The 17577-nt window shown below is 45.5% G+C and carries 11 protein-coding genes; all 11 read right to left on the bottom strand.

Features of this window, described 5'->3' with window-relative positions; genetic code table 11:
• Positions 1-134: 134 nt before the first annotated feature.
• Positions 135-2789 (bottom strand): TonB-dependent receptor domain-containing protein, encoded by a 2655-nt coding sequence (locus AWU56_RS12585; protein WP_286682722.1) that lies wholly within the window; start codon positions 2787-2789, stop codon positions 135-137.
• A gap of 287 nt (positions 2790-3076) precedes the next feature.
• Positions 3077-5977, bottom strand: coding sequence for a TonB-dependent receptor plug domain-containing protein (locus AWU56_RS12590; RefSeq protein WP_286682723.1), 2901 nt, complete (start codon positions 5975-5977; stop codon positions 3077-3079).
• Positions 5978-6206: 229 nt separating this feature from the next.
• Positions 6207-7661: a tetratricopeptide repeat-containing sulfotransferase family protein gene (locus tag AWU56_RS12595; RefSeq protein WP_286682724.1), complete on the bottom strand. Its 1455-nt coding sequence runs from the start codon at positions 7659-7661 to the stop codon at positions 6207-6209.
• 86 nt (positions 7662-7747) lie between these two features.
• Positions 7748-10708 (bottom strand): TonB-dependent receptor, encoded by a 2961-nt coding sequence (locus AWU56_RS12600; protein ID WP_286682725.1) that lies wholly within the window; start codon positions 10706-10708, stop codon positions 7748-7750.
• A gap of 133 nt (positions 10709-10841) precedes the next feature.
• Entirely contained in the window at positions 10842-11483 is a 642-nt protein-coding gene (locus tag AWU56_RS12605) for a 3'-5' exonuclease (RefSeq protein WP_286682726.1), read from the bottom strand.
• Positions 11483-13321, bottom strand: coding sequence for a DUF294 nucleotidyltransferase-like domain-containing protein (locus tag AWU56_RS12610; RefSeq protein WP_286682727.1), 1839 nt, complete (start codon positions 13319-13321; stop codon positions 11483-11485). The genes AWU56_RS12605 and AWU56_RS12610 overlap by 1 nt, the downstream gene beginning before the upstream one ends.
• Before the next feature lie 70 nt (positions 13322-13391).
• A complete protein-coding gene (locus AWU56_RS12615; RefSeq protein ID WP_071463248.1) occupies positions 13392-15098 on the bottom strand; it encodes a sodium:solute symporter family protein in 1707 nt (568 codons plus the stop codon).
• A 6-nt stretch (positions 15099-15104) separates the two neighbouring features.
• Positions 15105-15371: a DUF4212 domain-containing protein gene (locus AWU56_RS12620; protein WP_006954159.1), complete on the bottom strand. Its 267-nt coding sequence runs from the start codon at positions 15369-15371 to the stop codon at positions 15105-15107.
• Positions 15372-15725: 354 nt separating this feature from the next.
• Positions 15726-15914: a DUF6012 family protein gene (locus AWU56_RS12980; protein WP_353681497.1), complete on the bottom strand. Its 189-nt coding sequence runs from the start codon at positions 15912-15914 to the stop codon at positions 15726-15728.
• 236 nt (positions 15915-16150) lie between these two features.
• Positions 16151-16792: a hypothetical protein gene (locus AWU56_RS12625; protein WP_286682728.1), complete on the bottom strand. Its 642-nt coding sequence runs from the start codon at positions 16790-16792 to the stop codon at positions 16151-16153.
• Positions 16789-17577: RHS repeat-associated core domain-containing protein (locus AWU56_RS12630; protein WP_286682729.1), on the bottom strand; the 789-nt coding region annotated here is incomplete at its 5' end. The genes AWU56_RS12630 and AWU56_RS12625, both read right to left, overlap by 4 nt.

Below are 17577 nucleotides of genomic sequence, written 5' to 3' on the forward strand. Positions count from 1 at the left end.
ATAAAAAAATCCATAGCCAGAAATTCTGACTATGGATTTTGAAGACTCTGCCGGATCGGTCAACCGATCATTGAAAATTTCTTAACTGATCGGCATTACTCCCGAAGGAGCCTTTTTTAAAACAATCAGTTCGTTTAGAACTTGATTTGATATCCGGCTACGAATTCACGACCGATGTGACCACGAACATAGAGTTCAGGGTTGGTGTATTCGCCGCTGCTGTTAAGCACTGGCTCTTCGTCGAACAAGTTACGAACGCCCAAGGTTGCTTTACCGTACTTACCTAAGTTGTACGAGAAAGTAACGTTGTGGTATGTCGTAGACTCAAGCTCGCCAACGAAGTTGTAGTTAAAGCAGTTAGCATCGCCACATGAGGTGTCGAGTACGTCTGTTTCGCCCGTTGAATCGATGTAGTCAGACGTCCAAGTTACGTTGAAATCGTTGATAGCGTATTGCAACATCAACTGTGAACGTAGCTCAGGTGCACCTGAAGAACCCGCCATGTCTTGGCTAGGACCGCCAAAGTAAACGTCTTCTTCAACTTCCATCATGTACGTAGTACCGAAGGTCGCGTTGAACAAGCCCGCACCAAGTGGATATTCAGCTGCGATTTCAAAGTCGAAACCTTTACGCGCTAAGATAGCACCGTTTTCGGTACGCGTGTAAACGTCACCGTCGATTGAACCATTTGCACGACGTTGTAAGTCGAACGCAGGGTTAGCCGCTAAGAACGAGTCTAAGTTGCCGCCAAGCTCGATGTTGATCAAGTCTTGAACAGTCACTGAAGAAATAACGTTCTCAACTTGCAGATCGAAGTAATCTAAACGGAAGTCCCAGTTATCAAGACCTGAATAAACGATACCCGCGTTGATGTACTCAGACTCTTCTGGACCAAGGTCACGGTTGCTTTGAATCTGGTTATCAATTTGGATTTCAGGACATTCAGTCAACTCAACGCCGGCAGTCTGGCATGCAACGTAGTCGTATGCATAAGTCGCTGAGTACTGGTCTTGTGCAGAAAGCTCTTCAAGTGAAGGTGCACGGAAGCCTTCGCTGTATGATGCACGAATCAACAAGTCGTCGATTGGACGATATTCGGCTTTCAAACTGCTTGTTGTTGCAGTACCGAAGTCACTGTAATCATCATAACGGAAAGCAGCGCTTACAGTCAGATCGTAAGTGAACGGCATAGCGACTTCGTAGAAGTACGCTTGAACGTTACGGTCTTCAGAAGCAGAGTTACCTGCGCCGCCGCCAACTAAGCCCGCTTCAGACTGCGCGTCGTAGCTGTTTTCGAATACTTGGTCATACATTTCCCAACCTACGTAGTGAGAAACCATACCACCAGGTAATTCACCTGCATTGAAGCCGAAGCCTGCATAGTAGTGATCGAAAATTGTCTTACCTTCAGTCAAGGTAGTGATGCCGATTTTGTCAGAATTTTCTTCTGAGAACGGGTCTTCACCTTCAGCGGCTAACCAATTAAGCGCTGAGTTACTTAAGTAATCACGGCCGACTGTTTTGTAGTCCATTTCAGCGCGCTGGTAGTAAACTTCCCAGTCGATGTTATCAAGTGCGAAACCACGGAAGCCGACAACATAGTCCTGCTGGTAGTCATCAACGTAACCATCACGGTTACCCACTGGGTACCAACGGAAGTAACCTACTTCAAGCTCTTCGTCATATGGGTTGTGCGATGCAGATGCTGGGATGTTTTCCCAAGGCGCAGCAGCGGGTGCATAACGGCCAAATGAACTGTTCTTAGCGAACAAACCGCGCATGTACATTTCGATATCATCAGTAATTTGATAATTACCATTTACCATCAATGAATTACGGTCAGTTGATGCCATGTTAGTTGATACGCCAGCGAATGCATAACCACAGACAGTACCACCGCCAACACCGCCGAACGAAGTACCTTGGTCAAGTACACCAACGAAGCCTTCAACGTTGTTTGCCAAGTCACCACATAGCGGTGACGCTTCGTAGTTGCCCTGAGGGTTTACAAGCGTTGCACCGTAGTAAGAAATACCGATGGTTTCGTCATAGATAGAGATCAAACCGTCGCCATTCTCGTCGTTCATTTGCGGCGCAGTGTAAGGACGATCGCGATCATAAATCGCATCACGTGTCTGGTGCTCAAATACCATGGTCAGGTTACCGCGGTCTGAAGAAGTACCCGCAGTAATGCTGAAGCTCTCGTTATCGCCGCCTTCAGCTTCTGGACGACCGACTTGAGTGTTAACTGCAACACCTTCAAAATCGTCTTTTAAGATGATGTTTACAACACCTGCAACAGCGTCAGAACCATAGACCGCAGAAGCACCGTCTTTCAAAACTTCGATACGCTCAACAGCAGCCATCGGGATGGTGCTCAAGTTTGCAGAAGAACCGCCAAGCGATGGTGAACCTGCAACACGTTTGCCGTCTAATAATACCAATGTACGGCTAGCGCCAACACCGAGTAGGTTCACGGTTGATTGAGACTGCGCAGTGCTACCTGAGCTAGGTACAAAAGAACCGAAAGAATTAGAGGTTAAGTTACGCAATGCTTCTGATACCGACAGACGACCTTGGTCAGTCAATTGCTCGGCCGAAATAACTTCTACAGGAGAAGCGCTCTCTAGGTCTGAACGCTTAATGCGTGAACCCGTTACTTGAATCTTTTCAATGTTGTTTTTTGCTTCAACATCCGAGTTATCCTGAGCTACGGCTAATGCTGGTGCAGCTAAACTGCCCGCCACAGCTAGAGCGGTAAGGCTCTTGCGGAAGGTACTGTTAGTCATGTTTTTACTCCCTGGTGTATGTTCTTATTCTGTCATGAACCAAGTTCGCGACTTGAATTAGAGGGCGTCGCTAAGTTGAGGTCTTAGAAACACCGTGCATGACTTTTAACGCTAGCAGGGGGGAAATTCAACTAAATGACCAAAAATAATGATCTGTTTGACTAATTTTTGGTCTAAATGTTTACTTGTTGGTCAAATGTTTAATATTGTATTAACAGATGTTTAAACAATGTAAAAAGGCAGCCCGAAGGCTGCCTTTTATTGTTAAGTGAACGTTTAATTTTAACTTACATGAATTGATAAGAGATGCTCGCAAACACGTAACGACCCAATGCATCAAAGTAACCTGGATATGTGTTACCGTTGCTGCCTGGCGCACCTGTTAGGTACGGAGGATCATTCTCAAGTACGTTGTTCACACCAACACTGATAGTCGTGTTGTCGCCCCAACGATAACGAGCAGTCAAATCAAGGTAGCTTTCAGATTCGATATCTTGAGCGCCGCCATCCAACTGCGCAGTCTCACCGAGATAACGCCAGTTAGCAGAAATCGCTAAACCATCGTTGTTTTCCCAGGTGGTACGTAAGTTGTGTTGCCATTCTGGGTTTGGAGCGCCACAGACGCCACCCCAGTAGCCCGCACATTCATACACACGAAGACCAACGACAGGCTGAGTATCGAACTTGGTGAAGTAAGTACCTACCAAGTTAAACTTCAATTTACCTAAGTCGTTATCAAAGCGCAGAGTGTAGCTTGAGTTAACATCGAAACCAGAACGTTGTTCAAAACCAATGTTCACGTTAGTCGCTACGATATTATCTTGAGCCAACCACAAAGAACCTGTATCCGGACCACGATTAATGAGGTCACAGAACTGTGCGTCGCCAGTGTCTAAGCAAAGGTCCAGCGTAGTTTCTGCAGCCACAATACCAATCGCATCTTCAACCTTGATATCGAAGTAGTCAACTGACACATCGAAGTCGCCGTCCATGGTGCGATAAACGAAACCGGCAGAAATAGTATCTGACGTTTCAGGCTCTAGGTCTGGGTTACCACCAAAGATAGCATTGTACTGGTTAGCCGGGCTTTGCGGAATACTGCCGTATTGTGCAGAAGTGACACCAGAACGCTGACACTGTTCCAATGTGGCCTCTGGGTTCGCACCCGCACACGGATCAGAATCCATGTCATACAAGCCAATTGATTGTGCACTATACAACTCACGGATATTTGCATGACGCGCTGAACGTTGGAAACTACCACGTACTTTCCACGTTTCATTGATATCCCAACCCAATGCTACTTTGTATGTATCGGTCTCTTTCGCAGTAGAGTACTCAGAATAACGATAACCCAAGTCCATGGTTAGCGTATCCGCCCAGTCTGCGCCTTCTACTAAGTAGATTTTTGCTTCTGAGAAGATCTCATCAACACTCAAGCTACCTGAAACACCGATGGTAGGGCCACCTTGACCGGCACCATCACCTGAAGTAAAGCCACTATCCGGTTGGAAAATGAGCTCTTCGCTACGTGTGGTTGCACCAATAAGTAGCTCGACACCGCCCACAGCCCATGGACTGCGCACACCGTAGTCGCCTAGGTTACCAATCGCATACGCAGTATACTCGCGTAAGTTAGTTTCACCATTCGCGTACAGAGGCAGCGTGAGGTAATCGAGTGCTTCTTGGCTGATGTTCGGTGCAAAGATATTCCAAGGCACACAGTTTGGATCAACGCCACTCAGTGCTGCGGTACAAACAGCCTCACCGGTATCAGGATCAGTGGTGACATTCAATGCACGACCAATGTTATTGATACTTAAGTCGTTTAGGTAGGTTGAACTTAGCGTTACGTTACCGAAGTTAGCGGATACGTCGTAACTCCAAGTGTCATTTAGGTAACCGCGGATACCAAACACACCGCGATAAGACAAGTGTTGGATATCGTTCTGACGTGGACCACCTTCGACGTTACGTTTACCGATATAAACGCCTTCCCACACATTCGGATCGCCCGATGCGCCAGCAGGACCACCAGGACCACAGATAACACCCGCTTGTTGTTCAGACAAGAATGGGTTGTCACAGCTTAAGTCAACCTGCGGGAAGAACGCACCTGATTCTGCAATCTGAGATACGCTGCGGTCTTTAACAAAACCAACTTCACCAAAAAACTCCATGTTTTTGTTGATTTCATAGTGACCGAATGCACCTAAAGTGACACGTTCATCTGGACGTTGGAAATAGTTACGTGGACCAAAGTTATACAAGCGGCCATCATACTCTTGGAAAGTACCTTGATCGATGTAGTAGTCGTAATCAACGAAGTCAGTTAAACGACCATCTGGAATGGTGCCTGAACCACCGCATGAATAAGAACCAGGACCACCCGAGAGTGAACAGATACTGTAATCACGGTTATCTTGCGTAATCGCTTTAATATCACGATAGGTCGCATAACCTGTCAAGTTACCTTTACCATCATCAGCGTTCACACCCCAGATGATAGAGAAGTCATTCATGTGACCGTCACGACCTGAGCCTGGTGCCAAGTCGAAAGAGGCATCACGCGCAGCTTGCGCCACGTCGTTCTCATTTGGGTTATTGTATTGATAGAAGCTGTGTTGATAATCGAGCTTCACCCCTTCAAAGTCATCTTTCATGATGAAGTTAACAACACCTGCCACAGCGTCAGAACCGTAAGTAGCCGATGCACCACCGGTTAACAGTTCTACGTTTTCAACCAACGCGCCTGGAATTTGGTTTAAGTCAGGTGCGATAGCGCCCTGTAATGGTGAACCCATTACCAAGCGACGTCCATTCATTAGAACGAGTGTACGGTTAGAGCCTAAGCCACGCAGTGAAATAGTTGCGGTACCCGTAGCACCGTTTGAATCAGTTGATGTTTGACCTGGGAATACTTGTGGTAAGTCGTTCACCAAGTCTTCGGTACGCACGTTACCCGAGAATTCGAATTCCTCGGAGGTAACCTGAGAAATTGGGCTCGAACTCACAACGTTTGCTGATTGTGGAATACGAGAACCTGTTACCTGAATGCGCTCGGCTACTTCTTCTGCTTGTTGATCATCAGAAGCAGGATCTTGCTGGTCCTGCGCCAACGCAGGCATGCTAAATACACCTGCAATGGTTGCAGCCAACAAACTTTTACGAAAAGTTGTGCTTTTCATGAGTTGAAACTCCCCGGAACTTTATTGTTTTTTACCTCAAAATATGTTTGAGGCAATTTGAATTTAGCAAGAAGTTATTTTCCTGTAAACACTTTGTGACTTTTTTGTTGTATTACTTTGAGTTTAAGTGTTTGACATCGGATCAGTTAATGTGAATGGATAGATACATCAAGGCCAAAAAAAAGCCGCTTACCTAAGGCAAGCGGCTTAATAGTTCAAAACAAAAAGTTTACTTGTCATAGTAATGTCTGAAAGCTTGAACAAAACGATCATAATTTTGCGAACGCTTCACTGCATTGTCATTCAGTTCTCGGTGAACTTGGCCTAAGCTTGACGTTAAAACTGGGTGGGACGACCGGTGAAAGTCCAGCATAGAGGGCTCAAACACAACTCCTATATGTGAACAAATTTTAACTAACGTTTCTCTTGGTTCACTGACTAATTGTTCATAGTCAATCACTAAAATCTCATCACCGTAAACCGACTGCCAGTGTTCAAGTAACTTATGTTCGCTTTTGATGTACTCAGCAATTGACTGGGGGTGCCAACTCCATGGATGACCACTTCGAAAAGGCGTTTTAAAACACGACCAAGCAACATCGTTGACATCTCTTCGCAAATAAATTGCCTTTGCATTGGGTGCGAGTTGCTTAAAAATACCGAATCGACGATTCAACAAGAATGTTTTATCAACTAAGCGGCCTGTCTCGCCAAAACGCTGAGCCGCTACCGAATGATAAATATCTGACATGAAGTCCACTGCCATTTGCGGCTCTCCGTGACGCTCCATAAAAGCTGGGAAATTATATGTATCCTCGCTAGATAGATGTAACGTCGCGGCTGCAATACCTGCAAATTCACCCGCGCCAGCGAATTCTGAATGCGTTGTCAAGATTTGCCCAAGTAAGGTGGTTCCACTGCGTGGGAGACCTAAAATTGCGGTCGTTCGTTGGGCATCGGTATTCGACGAAGGTAATTGGGTCAGTTTATCCGCTGTGTTTGCAGCAATAATTTTATCTACGACTTGTCGATTTCTCTTAATATCAAATGGTTGCTGATGCATAAATAGCTTTGCACCTGCATTTATGGCCCGTTCAGCGGCATCATAATCGCCCTTGTCGGCGAACGCTTTTGCTTTCGCATAGCAGTATAGCGCATAGTTTTGGTCAGACTTATCTGCGATCGATTGTTCGGCGGCGACCAGCTTTTTGTACACTGCGTCAACACGGCTAAAATCAGTTATCGATGCTAACGTATACCAAGTAATGCCTAAATGTGGTGATAACGATAAAACTTTACTTAAGTTCTCGCGGGCCTCGGTAAGCTGGCCAAGCTGTGCCTTAATTGTGCCAACGATATGATACAAAGCTGGGTTAGCTTGGTCTTTACGTGCAGCTTTCTCAACATACTTAAGAGCATCGTTAAGATGACCTGTTTCAGCAACGATACCCGCTGCCTTAATTGCTGCGTCAACCGTTTTGCCTGAAGCTCTATAGTATCTATCGGCGGCTTGTCGCGCACTATTTGACTCACCGATTGCCAGTGCCATATGCGCAACTTTCAACCAGTCCTCACCGAGTAATGCGTTGCTCTCAATAAGGTAATTAATTTGTTCCACCGCCTCACTTCGACGGCGTCCTTTAACAGAACTTTCGGCGTCTCGTAATACTTCTTGCGGTTCCACTTATTTGCTCCATTTTTCGACTTAAATTAAAAAACCGGAAGCACGAGGCTCCCGGTTTTGGATGTAAATACTAACCAAAGATTTGATTAGAATTTAACTTCTGCGCTCAAACGAACGTAACGTGGCGTTTGGAATGCAGTTGGTAAACCATAAAGAGCACTTGGTGCGCCTTGGTAACCGCCATCTGCGCGACCGCCATCATAGATCTCGTTAACTTCGTTGTACTCAGTTGCTGTATCGTTGTCAAACACGTTGAATACGTCAGCACGGAATACTACGTCCATATCGTTGATAGTCATTGCGTAACGTGCTGTTAAATCAAGGTTCCAAGTACTTGGAGTAGTACCTTCAGAACCACGGTTAACTAGCTGACCATCTTTAACGAATGACTCGGCTTCATACAATGAAGCAAATGCGTCAGTTGGGTGGAAGCCAAATGAGTTCTTAGGACGACCAGATTCCCAACGGAAGTTTGCACCCAAACTGAACTCTTCAGTGATTGAGTATGCGCCCTGGATTTTAACCATATGGCGACGATCGTTAGGAAGGTTACCATATGCGCCGTCTAACAATCCTGGTTGGTCAAAGTTAGTAGTCAGACCCGCGTCATCCTGACCGTTGTCTGAACGAACAAAACCTTCGTTGTTACCCCAGCTGTGAGACCAAGTATAAGTCGCATCTAGCATCCAGTCATCAGCGAAAGCACGCTTAACAGTAAAGTCAACTGCACCGTATTTACGTACTGACTCAGGGTAACCTAAGTAGCTACCAGGGATAGAGTACTGCTGATCTTCTAAAGGACCATCAGCGCCATCAGGGTCAGTAGAAATAGTGACTGAACCACCTGGGTTAGTTAGCACGTAGTAGTGGAAACCATTACAAAGGGTACATGCAGAACCGAACTCGTCTTGCAAGTACGCGTCGAAGCCAGCGTCGATTGCAACGTCTTCAAGAGAAGATTTAAGCTCACGGTAAGTACCTTTAACACCCACTGACCAGTTATCACTGATTACTTTTTCGAAACCTAAGATGTATTCATCTTGATACATTGGATCCAAATCAGCATTAACCGTTTCATCAGTACCTTTCAGCGTACCGTCTGCATATACAGCACCACCAAGCGGTGAACTTTCATCAACGATAGGCGTTAAGTCATCGTTGATACCTTCAACAGCATAGTCAGTTACGGTATAGAGCTCGTCACCCGCTAAACGGATGTTGGTATTCGTTGCAACTGGGAGGTAGTAACGACCAAAGTTAGCAAACAATTTGCTTGTTCCGTCACCATTGATATCCCAGCTTACACCGATACGTGGAGCCCATTGATCTGAAACGTCAACGAACTTCTCGCCCGCTTTGTTGTAGTTTTCAAAGGTTTCGTTACGTAAGCCGATACGAGCAACGATGTCGTTTGTTACATACCAAGTATCTTGGATGTAGAATGCGTTTGACTTAGTTTCGAAAGAACCTTCGTTAACATAGGTGTTGTAACGAACTGTTGTACAACCAGCGTTCAGCAAGTCACCTTGCGCAATCGCTGTAGAGTCACAACCACGATAGAAATAAGCGGTATCAGCTACGCGACGAGTATCTTCATACGCTTCTAGATCTTCGTAGTCGATACCTGCACGGATGGTGTGATCTGGGTGTACATACCAGTCAACGTCGAAACGATAAGCTGTACGCTTATCTTCTTGAACGCTTGGTGTAGTTAAACCAAATGAAGTGAACTGGATACCTGAATTCTGTTCGAATACAGCTGCCGCAGGCTCAGTAGTGTTAACGTTACTGTAAGTCGCTTTGTTAACACCGTACATTGCGCTGATAGTCAAGTCATCAGTCAAGATACCAGTGTACTGAGCCGCATAAGATTTACCACCACGGTCAAGTGTGTAGCTACCTAGCAAGTCGCCGCGAGTATCATCACCAAATGAGTAGTTGAACTTGTCAGTTTCTAACTCGCTTGAGTTGTCCCAACCAGTGAATTCAACAATATGGTTTTGAGTAATGTACCAGTCGATTTTCGCAGCATATAATACATCAGATGCGTCACGATCATAATCGAGTGTCGCAGTAGAGTAATCGCTAACGCGATCTTTAAAGTTCAAGAGGCCGAAGAAGAACAATTTATCTTCGATAAGTGCGCCGCTCGCCCAAACGTTGTAGTTGTTCTCACCAATTTCATCGTTGCTGTTAACGATGTAGTAAGGTGTGGCGTTTTCAGCAATTGCTTCTTCGTCAGTCAACAGTACATCAGGCTTTTCTGAACGTAGTGAAGACGGCTCAAAATAAGCACTTGCGCCTGCTTTGAATTCGTTTGAACCCGATTTAGTGGTTGCGTTAATAACACCACCAGTCGAACGTCCATATTCAGCAGAATAGCCACCTGTTTTAACTTCGAAAGTGTCATACATTTCGAACGGAAGCTCAGAACCACCGAGGCCGTTACGGAAGTTAGTTACGTTAAGGCCGTTAACATAGTAAACGTTCTCACCAACTGATGCGCCACCGAACGATGTCAAGTTACCGAACGCTGAGTCACCTTTAGTCGTACCCGGTGCCAACAAAGCAACTGATGCAAGGTCACGAGGTACTGGAACTTTTGAAAGGAACTCTTGACCAACAACTAACTCTGACTCAGAAGAAGATGTATCAATCATTGAGATCGCTGAGCCAGTAACCTCAATAGTTTCCATTGAACTATCAACCAAGGTCAGGTCAACGTTAGTACGAGAGCCTACACGGATCGACAACATGTCTTCTTGTAAAGTGCCATAGCCTGACTTTGTTGCACGTAATGAGTACTGTCCTGGCGGCAACAATGGAAAACGGTATTGACCATCAGCACCCGAGGTAACGGTACGGGTCAAGCCGGTTTCTAGGTTAGTAATGGTGATCTCTACACCACTAATCACTTCACCAGAGTTATCCACTGATTGACCTAAAAGGAAACCTTTTGATTCATCAGCGATTGCTGGAGATGATACGCCAAGCGATGCTGCAACAGCTGCTGCCGCAAAACTTAGTTTAAAGAAACTTGATTTCATTATTCTGAACTCCCTGGAGTTTATAGTTATTACAATCACCCTTATCAGCATTAAAGTGACAGTGCTCAAAACGTTAACAGCTCACAAAACAAAAGTAAATATTTTGTTATTTAAAAAATCAGAAGTTACAAAACTAGTAGGATTTAAGCAATTTACGGAGGGAAAGACTGTATTCATTGGTCTGTAGGCATTGTGCTAAAAATAGTTCTGCACAAGCAATAGCATCGTCCATAGCATCATGGGCTGGGTAGCTAGGCAAGCCGTACCGAGCCCTGCATGAAGAGAGTGTATACATTCCCGTTTCTTCTCTTACGGGCCCATTTTTGTTCTGAACAGCGTGTTCATAGCGTAAAGTATCAAAGACACTTATCGGTTCAAGTTTTTGCAGAGTATTCTTAGAGGCATGTAGTAGAAACTGCCAGTCTACTTGGGCATTATGACAAACAAAACAAGATCCTCTTAATTCTACTTTTAATTTTTCTAAAACCGTATCGATTGAAGAATAGTGAGCAAAATCACGTTGAGTTAAACCGTGAATTATCGGACTTTGACCTAATTTTTCAGACGAAACAGGCTTCAAGGTAAACTGGTTTCGACGACCAATATCGATCATGGGCGGCACAACAACAACCCAAGCAATACTTAAGATTTCATCAGTTTTAGGGTTGAGCCCCGTGGTTTCGATATCCACCACAACATAGCGCTGATTAATCCAACTTTGGCGTACCTTTTTCCATCGCCTCAACACTTGACTGAAATGCTTGAACGTCACCATCAATACCCCTGCCGACTAAACTTAAGCCCCACGCCCTGTTGCGCTTGCTTTATAATTTTAAACGCGGTCTTGAGTTGCCGCCGCGATAGCGTGCTTAAACTATCGGGGTCGATGGCATTTTTAGGCTCATCGGTATGCCAAACGCGTAGCTGGTGGTCGAGCCTCAGTTGCGTTAAAAACTGCCAAGCTTCGAGTAACGACTGGCGGTCACGTTCGCTAATAAGACGGCTGTCCTGCAATCGCTCAATCCGTTGTGCAGTAGCAGGCTCAGTCAAACCTTGATGGAGCGAATACAGCCGAACAATGTCATTTATCAAAGCAATACCGTAACGCTTAATATCAATTCGCTCACCTTGCTTTACATCTTCAGTACGAAAGCGATTAAATAAACCCAGCGGGACCGAAATGCGGTTAACAAGTAAAGCTAAGTTGCCAATAAAAAATTCATTTTTCCCAATATCAGCGACTGCTTCTCGAAACTGGTTAAACATTTTTTGCTGCCCGGCTACCGCACGGCTGTCAAAAAATATCTGGCAATACATGAGCGCTTTGGGGGTAGGATGTGTGGTCCAGCGTTCAAAACGTGCCAGCCATTGCTGCTGGGTGCCACGACATTCAGGGTTCGATGCCATAATATTGCCTGGGCAAAGTGGCACCCCGCAATCATGTAACCCCTCACAGACATATTCACCCAAACGTCTGAACCAGTCTAACTGGCTCTCGGTGAGTCCATCGTCTAACAATAAGCCGTTGTCCTGATCAGAGCTCAGGGTTTGATCTTCGCGCCCTTGCGAACCAAAAGCCAGCCAACAATAGCGTGCCGGTGCCGCGCCATTTTCAGCTTCAAATAGCTTAATAAACTGACGGGTCATAGCGTCGGTCAACGAGGCCATTAGTCGTCCTAAAATGGCTGTCTGCTTAACTCGTAAAGCAAAACTATTCAGGTATTGCGGGATTTTCTGTGCTTCCTCAACAAGCTGCGCCCGCGTTGTCGACTTATAAATTGAACTAATTAAATAGACTGGCTCACTGCGTTGCTGCTTTATTAAATCGGTGGCGGTGATCATACCGACAGGGCGCAACTGTTCATCGACGACCGGTAAGTGATGGACGTTATTAGCCGTCATGGTCGTCAGCGCATCTAATAAAGAACGATGGGCAAACACAAACTCAGGCAGATGAGTCATCACCGCAGCGACAGTGATATTAAATCCCAGTCCCTTTGCCACGACACGGTTGCGAATATCACGGTCGGTAAGAATGCCCACTAACTGGTCGCTATCGACTACCAGTATCGAAGAGATACCATTTTCAGACATGCACTGTGCTGCATTTTGAATCGTCGTATCACTCGCGAGACTGATCGGCGCTCGCTGAATAACATCCTCCACACGTTGCTCGGTCCAGTCGTAGTCGTCGTAGCCGGCCGTCTTTCCTCGTCGTTCGGTCAGTAAGCGCTCACCATGCGCGTTGATAAAATAACGCTCAAACGCGCGCGATTGGTTGCGTAATTTATCAAACGCGACTTGCGGTAACACGTAAACAATCCCGTCTTCAATACACTGCAGCGTATTGACGATGGCACGGCCACTGAGGAGCGATGGATAACCAAATAGATCGCCCTGCTCGAGTCGCTCGACTAATGTGCCGTCTTTGCCTTTTAGGTCAAACACACCCGAGCGCACGATAAAAAGCGCAGGGCTGCAATCACGCATAATCTCATTGCAGTTGTCCGCGTTCATGTAAGTGGACTGCATTTGATTGACCGACCACGTTCGCTGTTGTTCGGTTAACTCATCAAACGGGGGACAGTCTGTTAAAAAGCGTTCGATATCCATAAGTCCGCCTTATAAAAAAAGCTCCGATGCGATGCACCGGAGCTTGCTCTTTCACTCACTGGTTGGGAAATCAGTGATCCTGTGCTTCGCCTGCACCTTTAGGATAGCGGATAGACTCCACCAAATCCTGAATGTCTTTAGGTGCATCACCTGTCATTTTGTGAACAATAAATGCCACCACAAAGTTAAAGATCATACCTAAAGTACCAATGCCCTCTGGCGAAATGCCAAATAACCAATGGTCAGGTGTATTTAACTCTGGAGAGATAAATTTAAAGAACACAATGTAACTGAAGGTGAACACAATACCCACGATCATACCGGCGATAGCACCCGTGCTGTTCATGCGCTTGTTAAAGATACCCAAAATGATCGCAGGGAAGAAGCTCGATGCCGCGAGACCGAAGGCAAAGGCAACCACCTGCGCCACGAAGCCGGGCGGATAGACCCCAAAGTAACCGGAAATCAAGATGGCCACCGCTGCAGCGAGACGCGCATACATCAGCTCCTGCTTATCGGTAATGTTAGGCATCAGGTTTCGCTTGAGCAAGTCATGGGAGACCGATGTTGAAATAACCAACAGCAGACCCGCCGATGTCGACAAGGCAGCAGCCACACCACCCGCAGCAACCAGTGCCACAACCCACGCCGGTAAGTCACCGATTTCTGGGTTTGCCAAGACCATAATGTCGCGGTCAATCGTCATTTCATTGCGCTCATCACCTGAGTAGAACATACGACCATCGTCGTTTTTGTCTTCCCAAGAAATCAGACCGGTTTTTTCCCAGTTCTTAATCCAGCTTGGCGCATTATCATACTCAACGCCTTGCAGATCGGGCCCGTTAACGGTGTTGATCATGTTCATTTTACCGAATGCAGCGATAGTCGGTGCAGTCAGATAAACAACAGCAATGAATGCCAATGCCCAAAACGCTGAACGACGCGCATCACGTACCTTAGGTACCGTAAAGAAGCGAACAATGACATGCGGCAAGCCTGCTGTACCCACCATCAGGGCAGCGGTAATAAAGAACACATCGACTTTACTACGCACACCCTCGGTGTACTCAGCAAAACCCAGCTGGGTCGAGAGCCCATCAAGCCGCTCGAGCAAGAATTGGCCGGATCCGTCGGCGACGGTACCTCCAAAGCCGGTTTGCGGCAAAATGTGGCCTGTCATTAAGAGTGACAAGAAAACAGCAGGTACGATATAAGCGAACATCAACACGCAGTATTGCGCGACTTGGGTGTAAGTAATCCCCTTCATGCCGCCGAGCACGGTGTAGAAAAACACGATGACCATACCGATGATGACACCCGTCGCAATATCAACTTCGAGGAAGCGCGAGAATACCACGCCAACCCCACGCATTTGACCTGCGATGTAGGTGAACGAAACCAAGATCGCGCACAGCACTGCGATGGTGCGCGCTGTCTGCGAGTAATAGCGGTCACCGATAAAATCAGGCACGGTGAACTTACCAAATTTCCGTAGGTAAGGCGCCAAACACATAGCAAGCAGCACGTAACCACCGGTCCAGCCCATTAGATAAACCGAGCCATCATAACCTGCGAAAGCGATAATACCCGCCATTGAGATATAGGTCGCAGCCGACATCCAGTCAGCAGCGGTTGCCATACCGTTAGCGATGGGGTGTACACCTCCGCCAGCAACATAAAAATCATTGGTTGAGCCGGCACGAGACCAAATTGCGATACCGATATACAGTGCAAAGGTCAGACCGACAATAATAAATGTGAGCGTTTGAATATCCATAGCGCATCAGTCCTCGTGAACTTCGTATTTATTATCGAGTTTCGCCATTCCCCGCACGTAAAGGAAAATCAGCACGATAAAGGTAATAATGGAGCCCTGCTGCGCAAACCAGAATCCTAGCTTAAAGCCAAAGAAACGGATTTCATTCAGCACATCCACTAAGAGAATTCCAAAGCCATAGGAAACCACAAACCACACGACGAGCAGTTTAAGCATTAAGCTCAGGTTCTCTTTCCAATACGCTTTGGCATCATCTTCGTTTTTAAATGCCATAACGTCCCCTCCTGTTGTAAGAATAATTGTTAACCTTTGTTAGGGTCGTTAACAAATGTAGGTGGAGTTGTATACAGGTGAAATTGGACTTTGGTCGTAGTGGGTTATTGGGCGCTGTGTGGCCGTGTTTAGGTATGCATGTTTCCTGAACTAACACAGAGGATAACGTAAATCCAATAGACAGAGGGGTGCCGGTTTTGGTAGAAACACTAACTTTCAGGCGTGTTTAATTTATCTTTAGAGCCTAGAGTTCCCAACCAAACAAATAAAAATGCAAATGCTGATTTCTTAAACAAATATGCATAATACCCCCATCCTTCGCCACGTTTAACTACATATTCCCCTGAGTGGGTTCTACCCCGTTTCTACGGACGGTTTCTTTTTGCAAGCTACGTAATGGCATTTGTTCGGATATGGCCTTCTGGCAACCACATCTATACCACCTATCAAACGTAAATTGAAATCGGGAATAGTTATATCAACCAACTCAACATTTATGTCCGAATATCGATTAAGTATTCTAGGAGTTAAATGAACCAACACTGAATTCTTCCCTATTACTGTTTAAAAATGATTTTTCCTTCAGTAAACATTGTAGTAAGAGATCTCGAAATATGGCGAATTGATTTTAGCCAACCTTCAAAATATTTGAATACAGAGCAAGTCAGCTAAATGTTCCTACCCTGATAACAGCCCAAAATCACCAAAGCCAGAAAAAACAAAGCCCCGCTTCCTAGGTCAGAGTGCGAGGCTTTGGATTCAAATACGAATCAACTACATCATTTCATAAAGTTATTTTCCAACCTTTGAAATAATAATGAATTCTTCTGCCCTATTAACAAGATAGACTCATCTCTTCCATTATCAGCAGGAAAATACCTCATCAAGCAAACATCACCGTCTTCACCTGATAAATCAAGAATTCCTCTAATATCAAATGCGCTCGAAGAATAATCTTTAGAAACTAGCTGATCATTAATCTCGAAGTGCTTATCATCAGATGATATGACGAACAGGCCAGTTCCACTGTGTAACACTTCATCTGGCAACGGCTTTTCACTGAAGTCATCTAGTTCTACTACGCTTACTAACCTTGAATTTGAGTCATCAACAAAAACTTCATGTTCTTCTCTTTTGTATAAACCAAAGACTTTACGCGAAGCAATCGAAAACTTTTTTAGCCTTAGAGCAGAAGTCTTTCCTGTATCATCTGAGGCCCAAAGAAATGAAACTTTCAGCTTACTGCCTTCAAAGCAATCAACAAGTAACCTTAGAGCTTTCACTTCAGGTTCCGGGTCAGCATCATAACTAGCCTCATTTCTCAGGCTAATCAACTTAATCTGCTCAGTTTCTTTTAATGTACCACGCATATAAAGTTGATAATCATCCGGGCTAGCGCTGCTATTGAATTCTCTTATCACTTCTTATCCTCGTAATAATGGTGCTGCTTAAGTTTACCTTCTTTAGTTTTTCCCGCATTAAAGTGAGGCTTCTGGCCACCTTTACCACCTTGTCCATATGTAGCAGCTTTATCTTGTCTTATGGTAATTTTTTCACCAGCACCATTGGTGTACTCGTACTGTTTAACATTTCTAGAGTCTAAACCAGCAGCATTACCTTCTGGAGTTCCCGACTTAATAGTTTTATCAGGTTGAGCACTTCTTGGAATTCCGTTTGTTTCTTTTGCTTTCCTCAATGCTTGATTTGAAGTGACAGAAATCGTATCAGCGGCTTTGTCACCAGCCCTTACAGCAGTTCCTAATCCCGTTGCTCCCGGAATTAATAAGCCCGCTACATTAGCTCCCAAAGACGCGGTATTAGTAGCATTCACGCCATTGAATGCCATATCGCCCAAATCATATGCAATTAACGCGATATCAACTATTGCATTAAGAAACTCACCATTTGGATCAGTATATTTGTATGGGTTGTTATTAACATACAAGTAGCGATTGAAAGACATGACAGGGTTAGCAGGAGTCCAGCCAACAGGATCATTCGAATAAAACCGCCCGATAACTGGATCACAGTATCGTGCCTGCATATAAACGAGCCCGGTGTTATCGCCAACATGACCCGTGTATCCTTGTTGGCTGGCTGGACCTACATCATCTCCCACCTGAGCCACTGTTTCACCATCTAGGATTATCTTATAGCTACTATGTCCGTTCTGCGCGCTCATTAACAGCGCACCCTCTCGACTGTA

It is taken from the genome of Idiomarina sp. T82-3 (assembly GCF_001577655.1).
GTDB classification, from domain to species: domain Bacteria; phylum Pseudomonadota; class Gammaproteobacteria; order Enterobacterales; family Alteromonadaceae; genus Idiomarina; species Idiomarina baltica.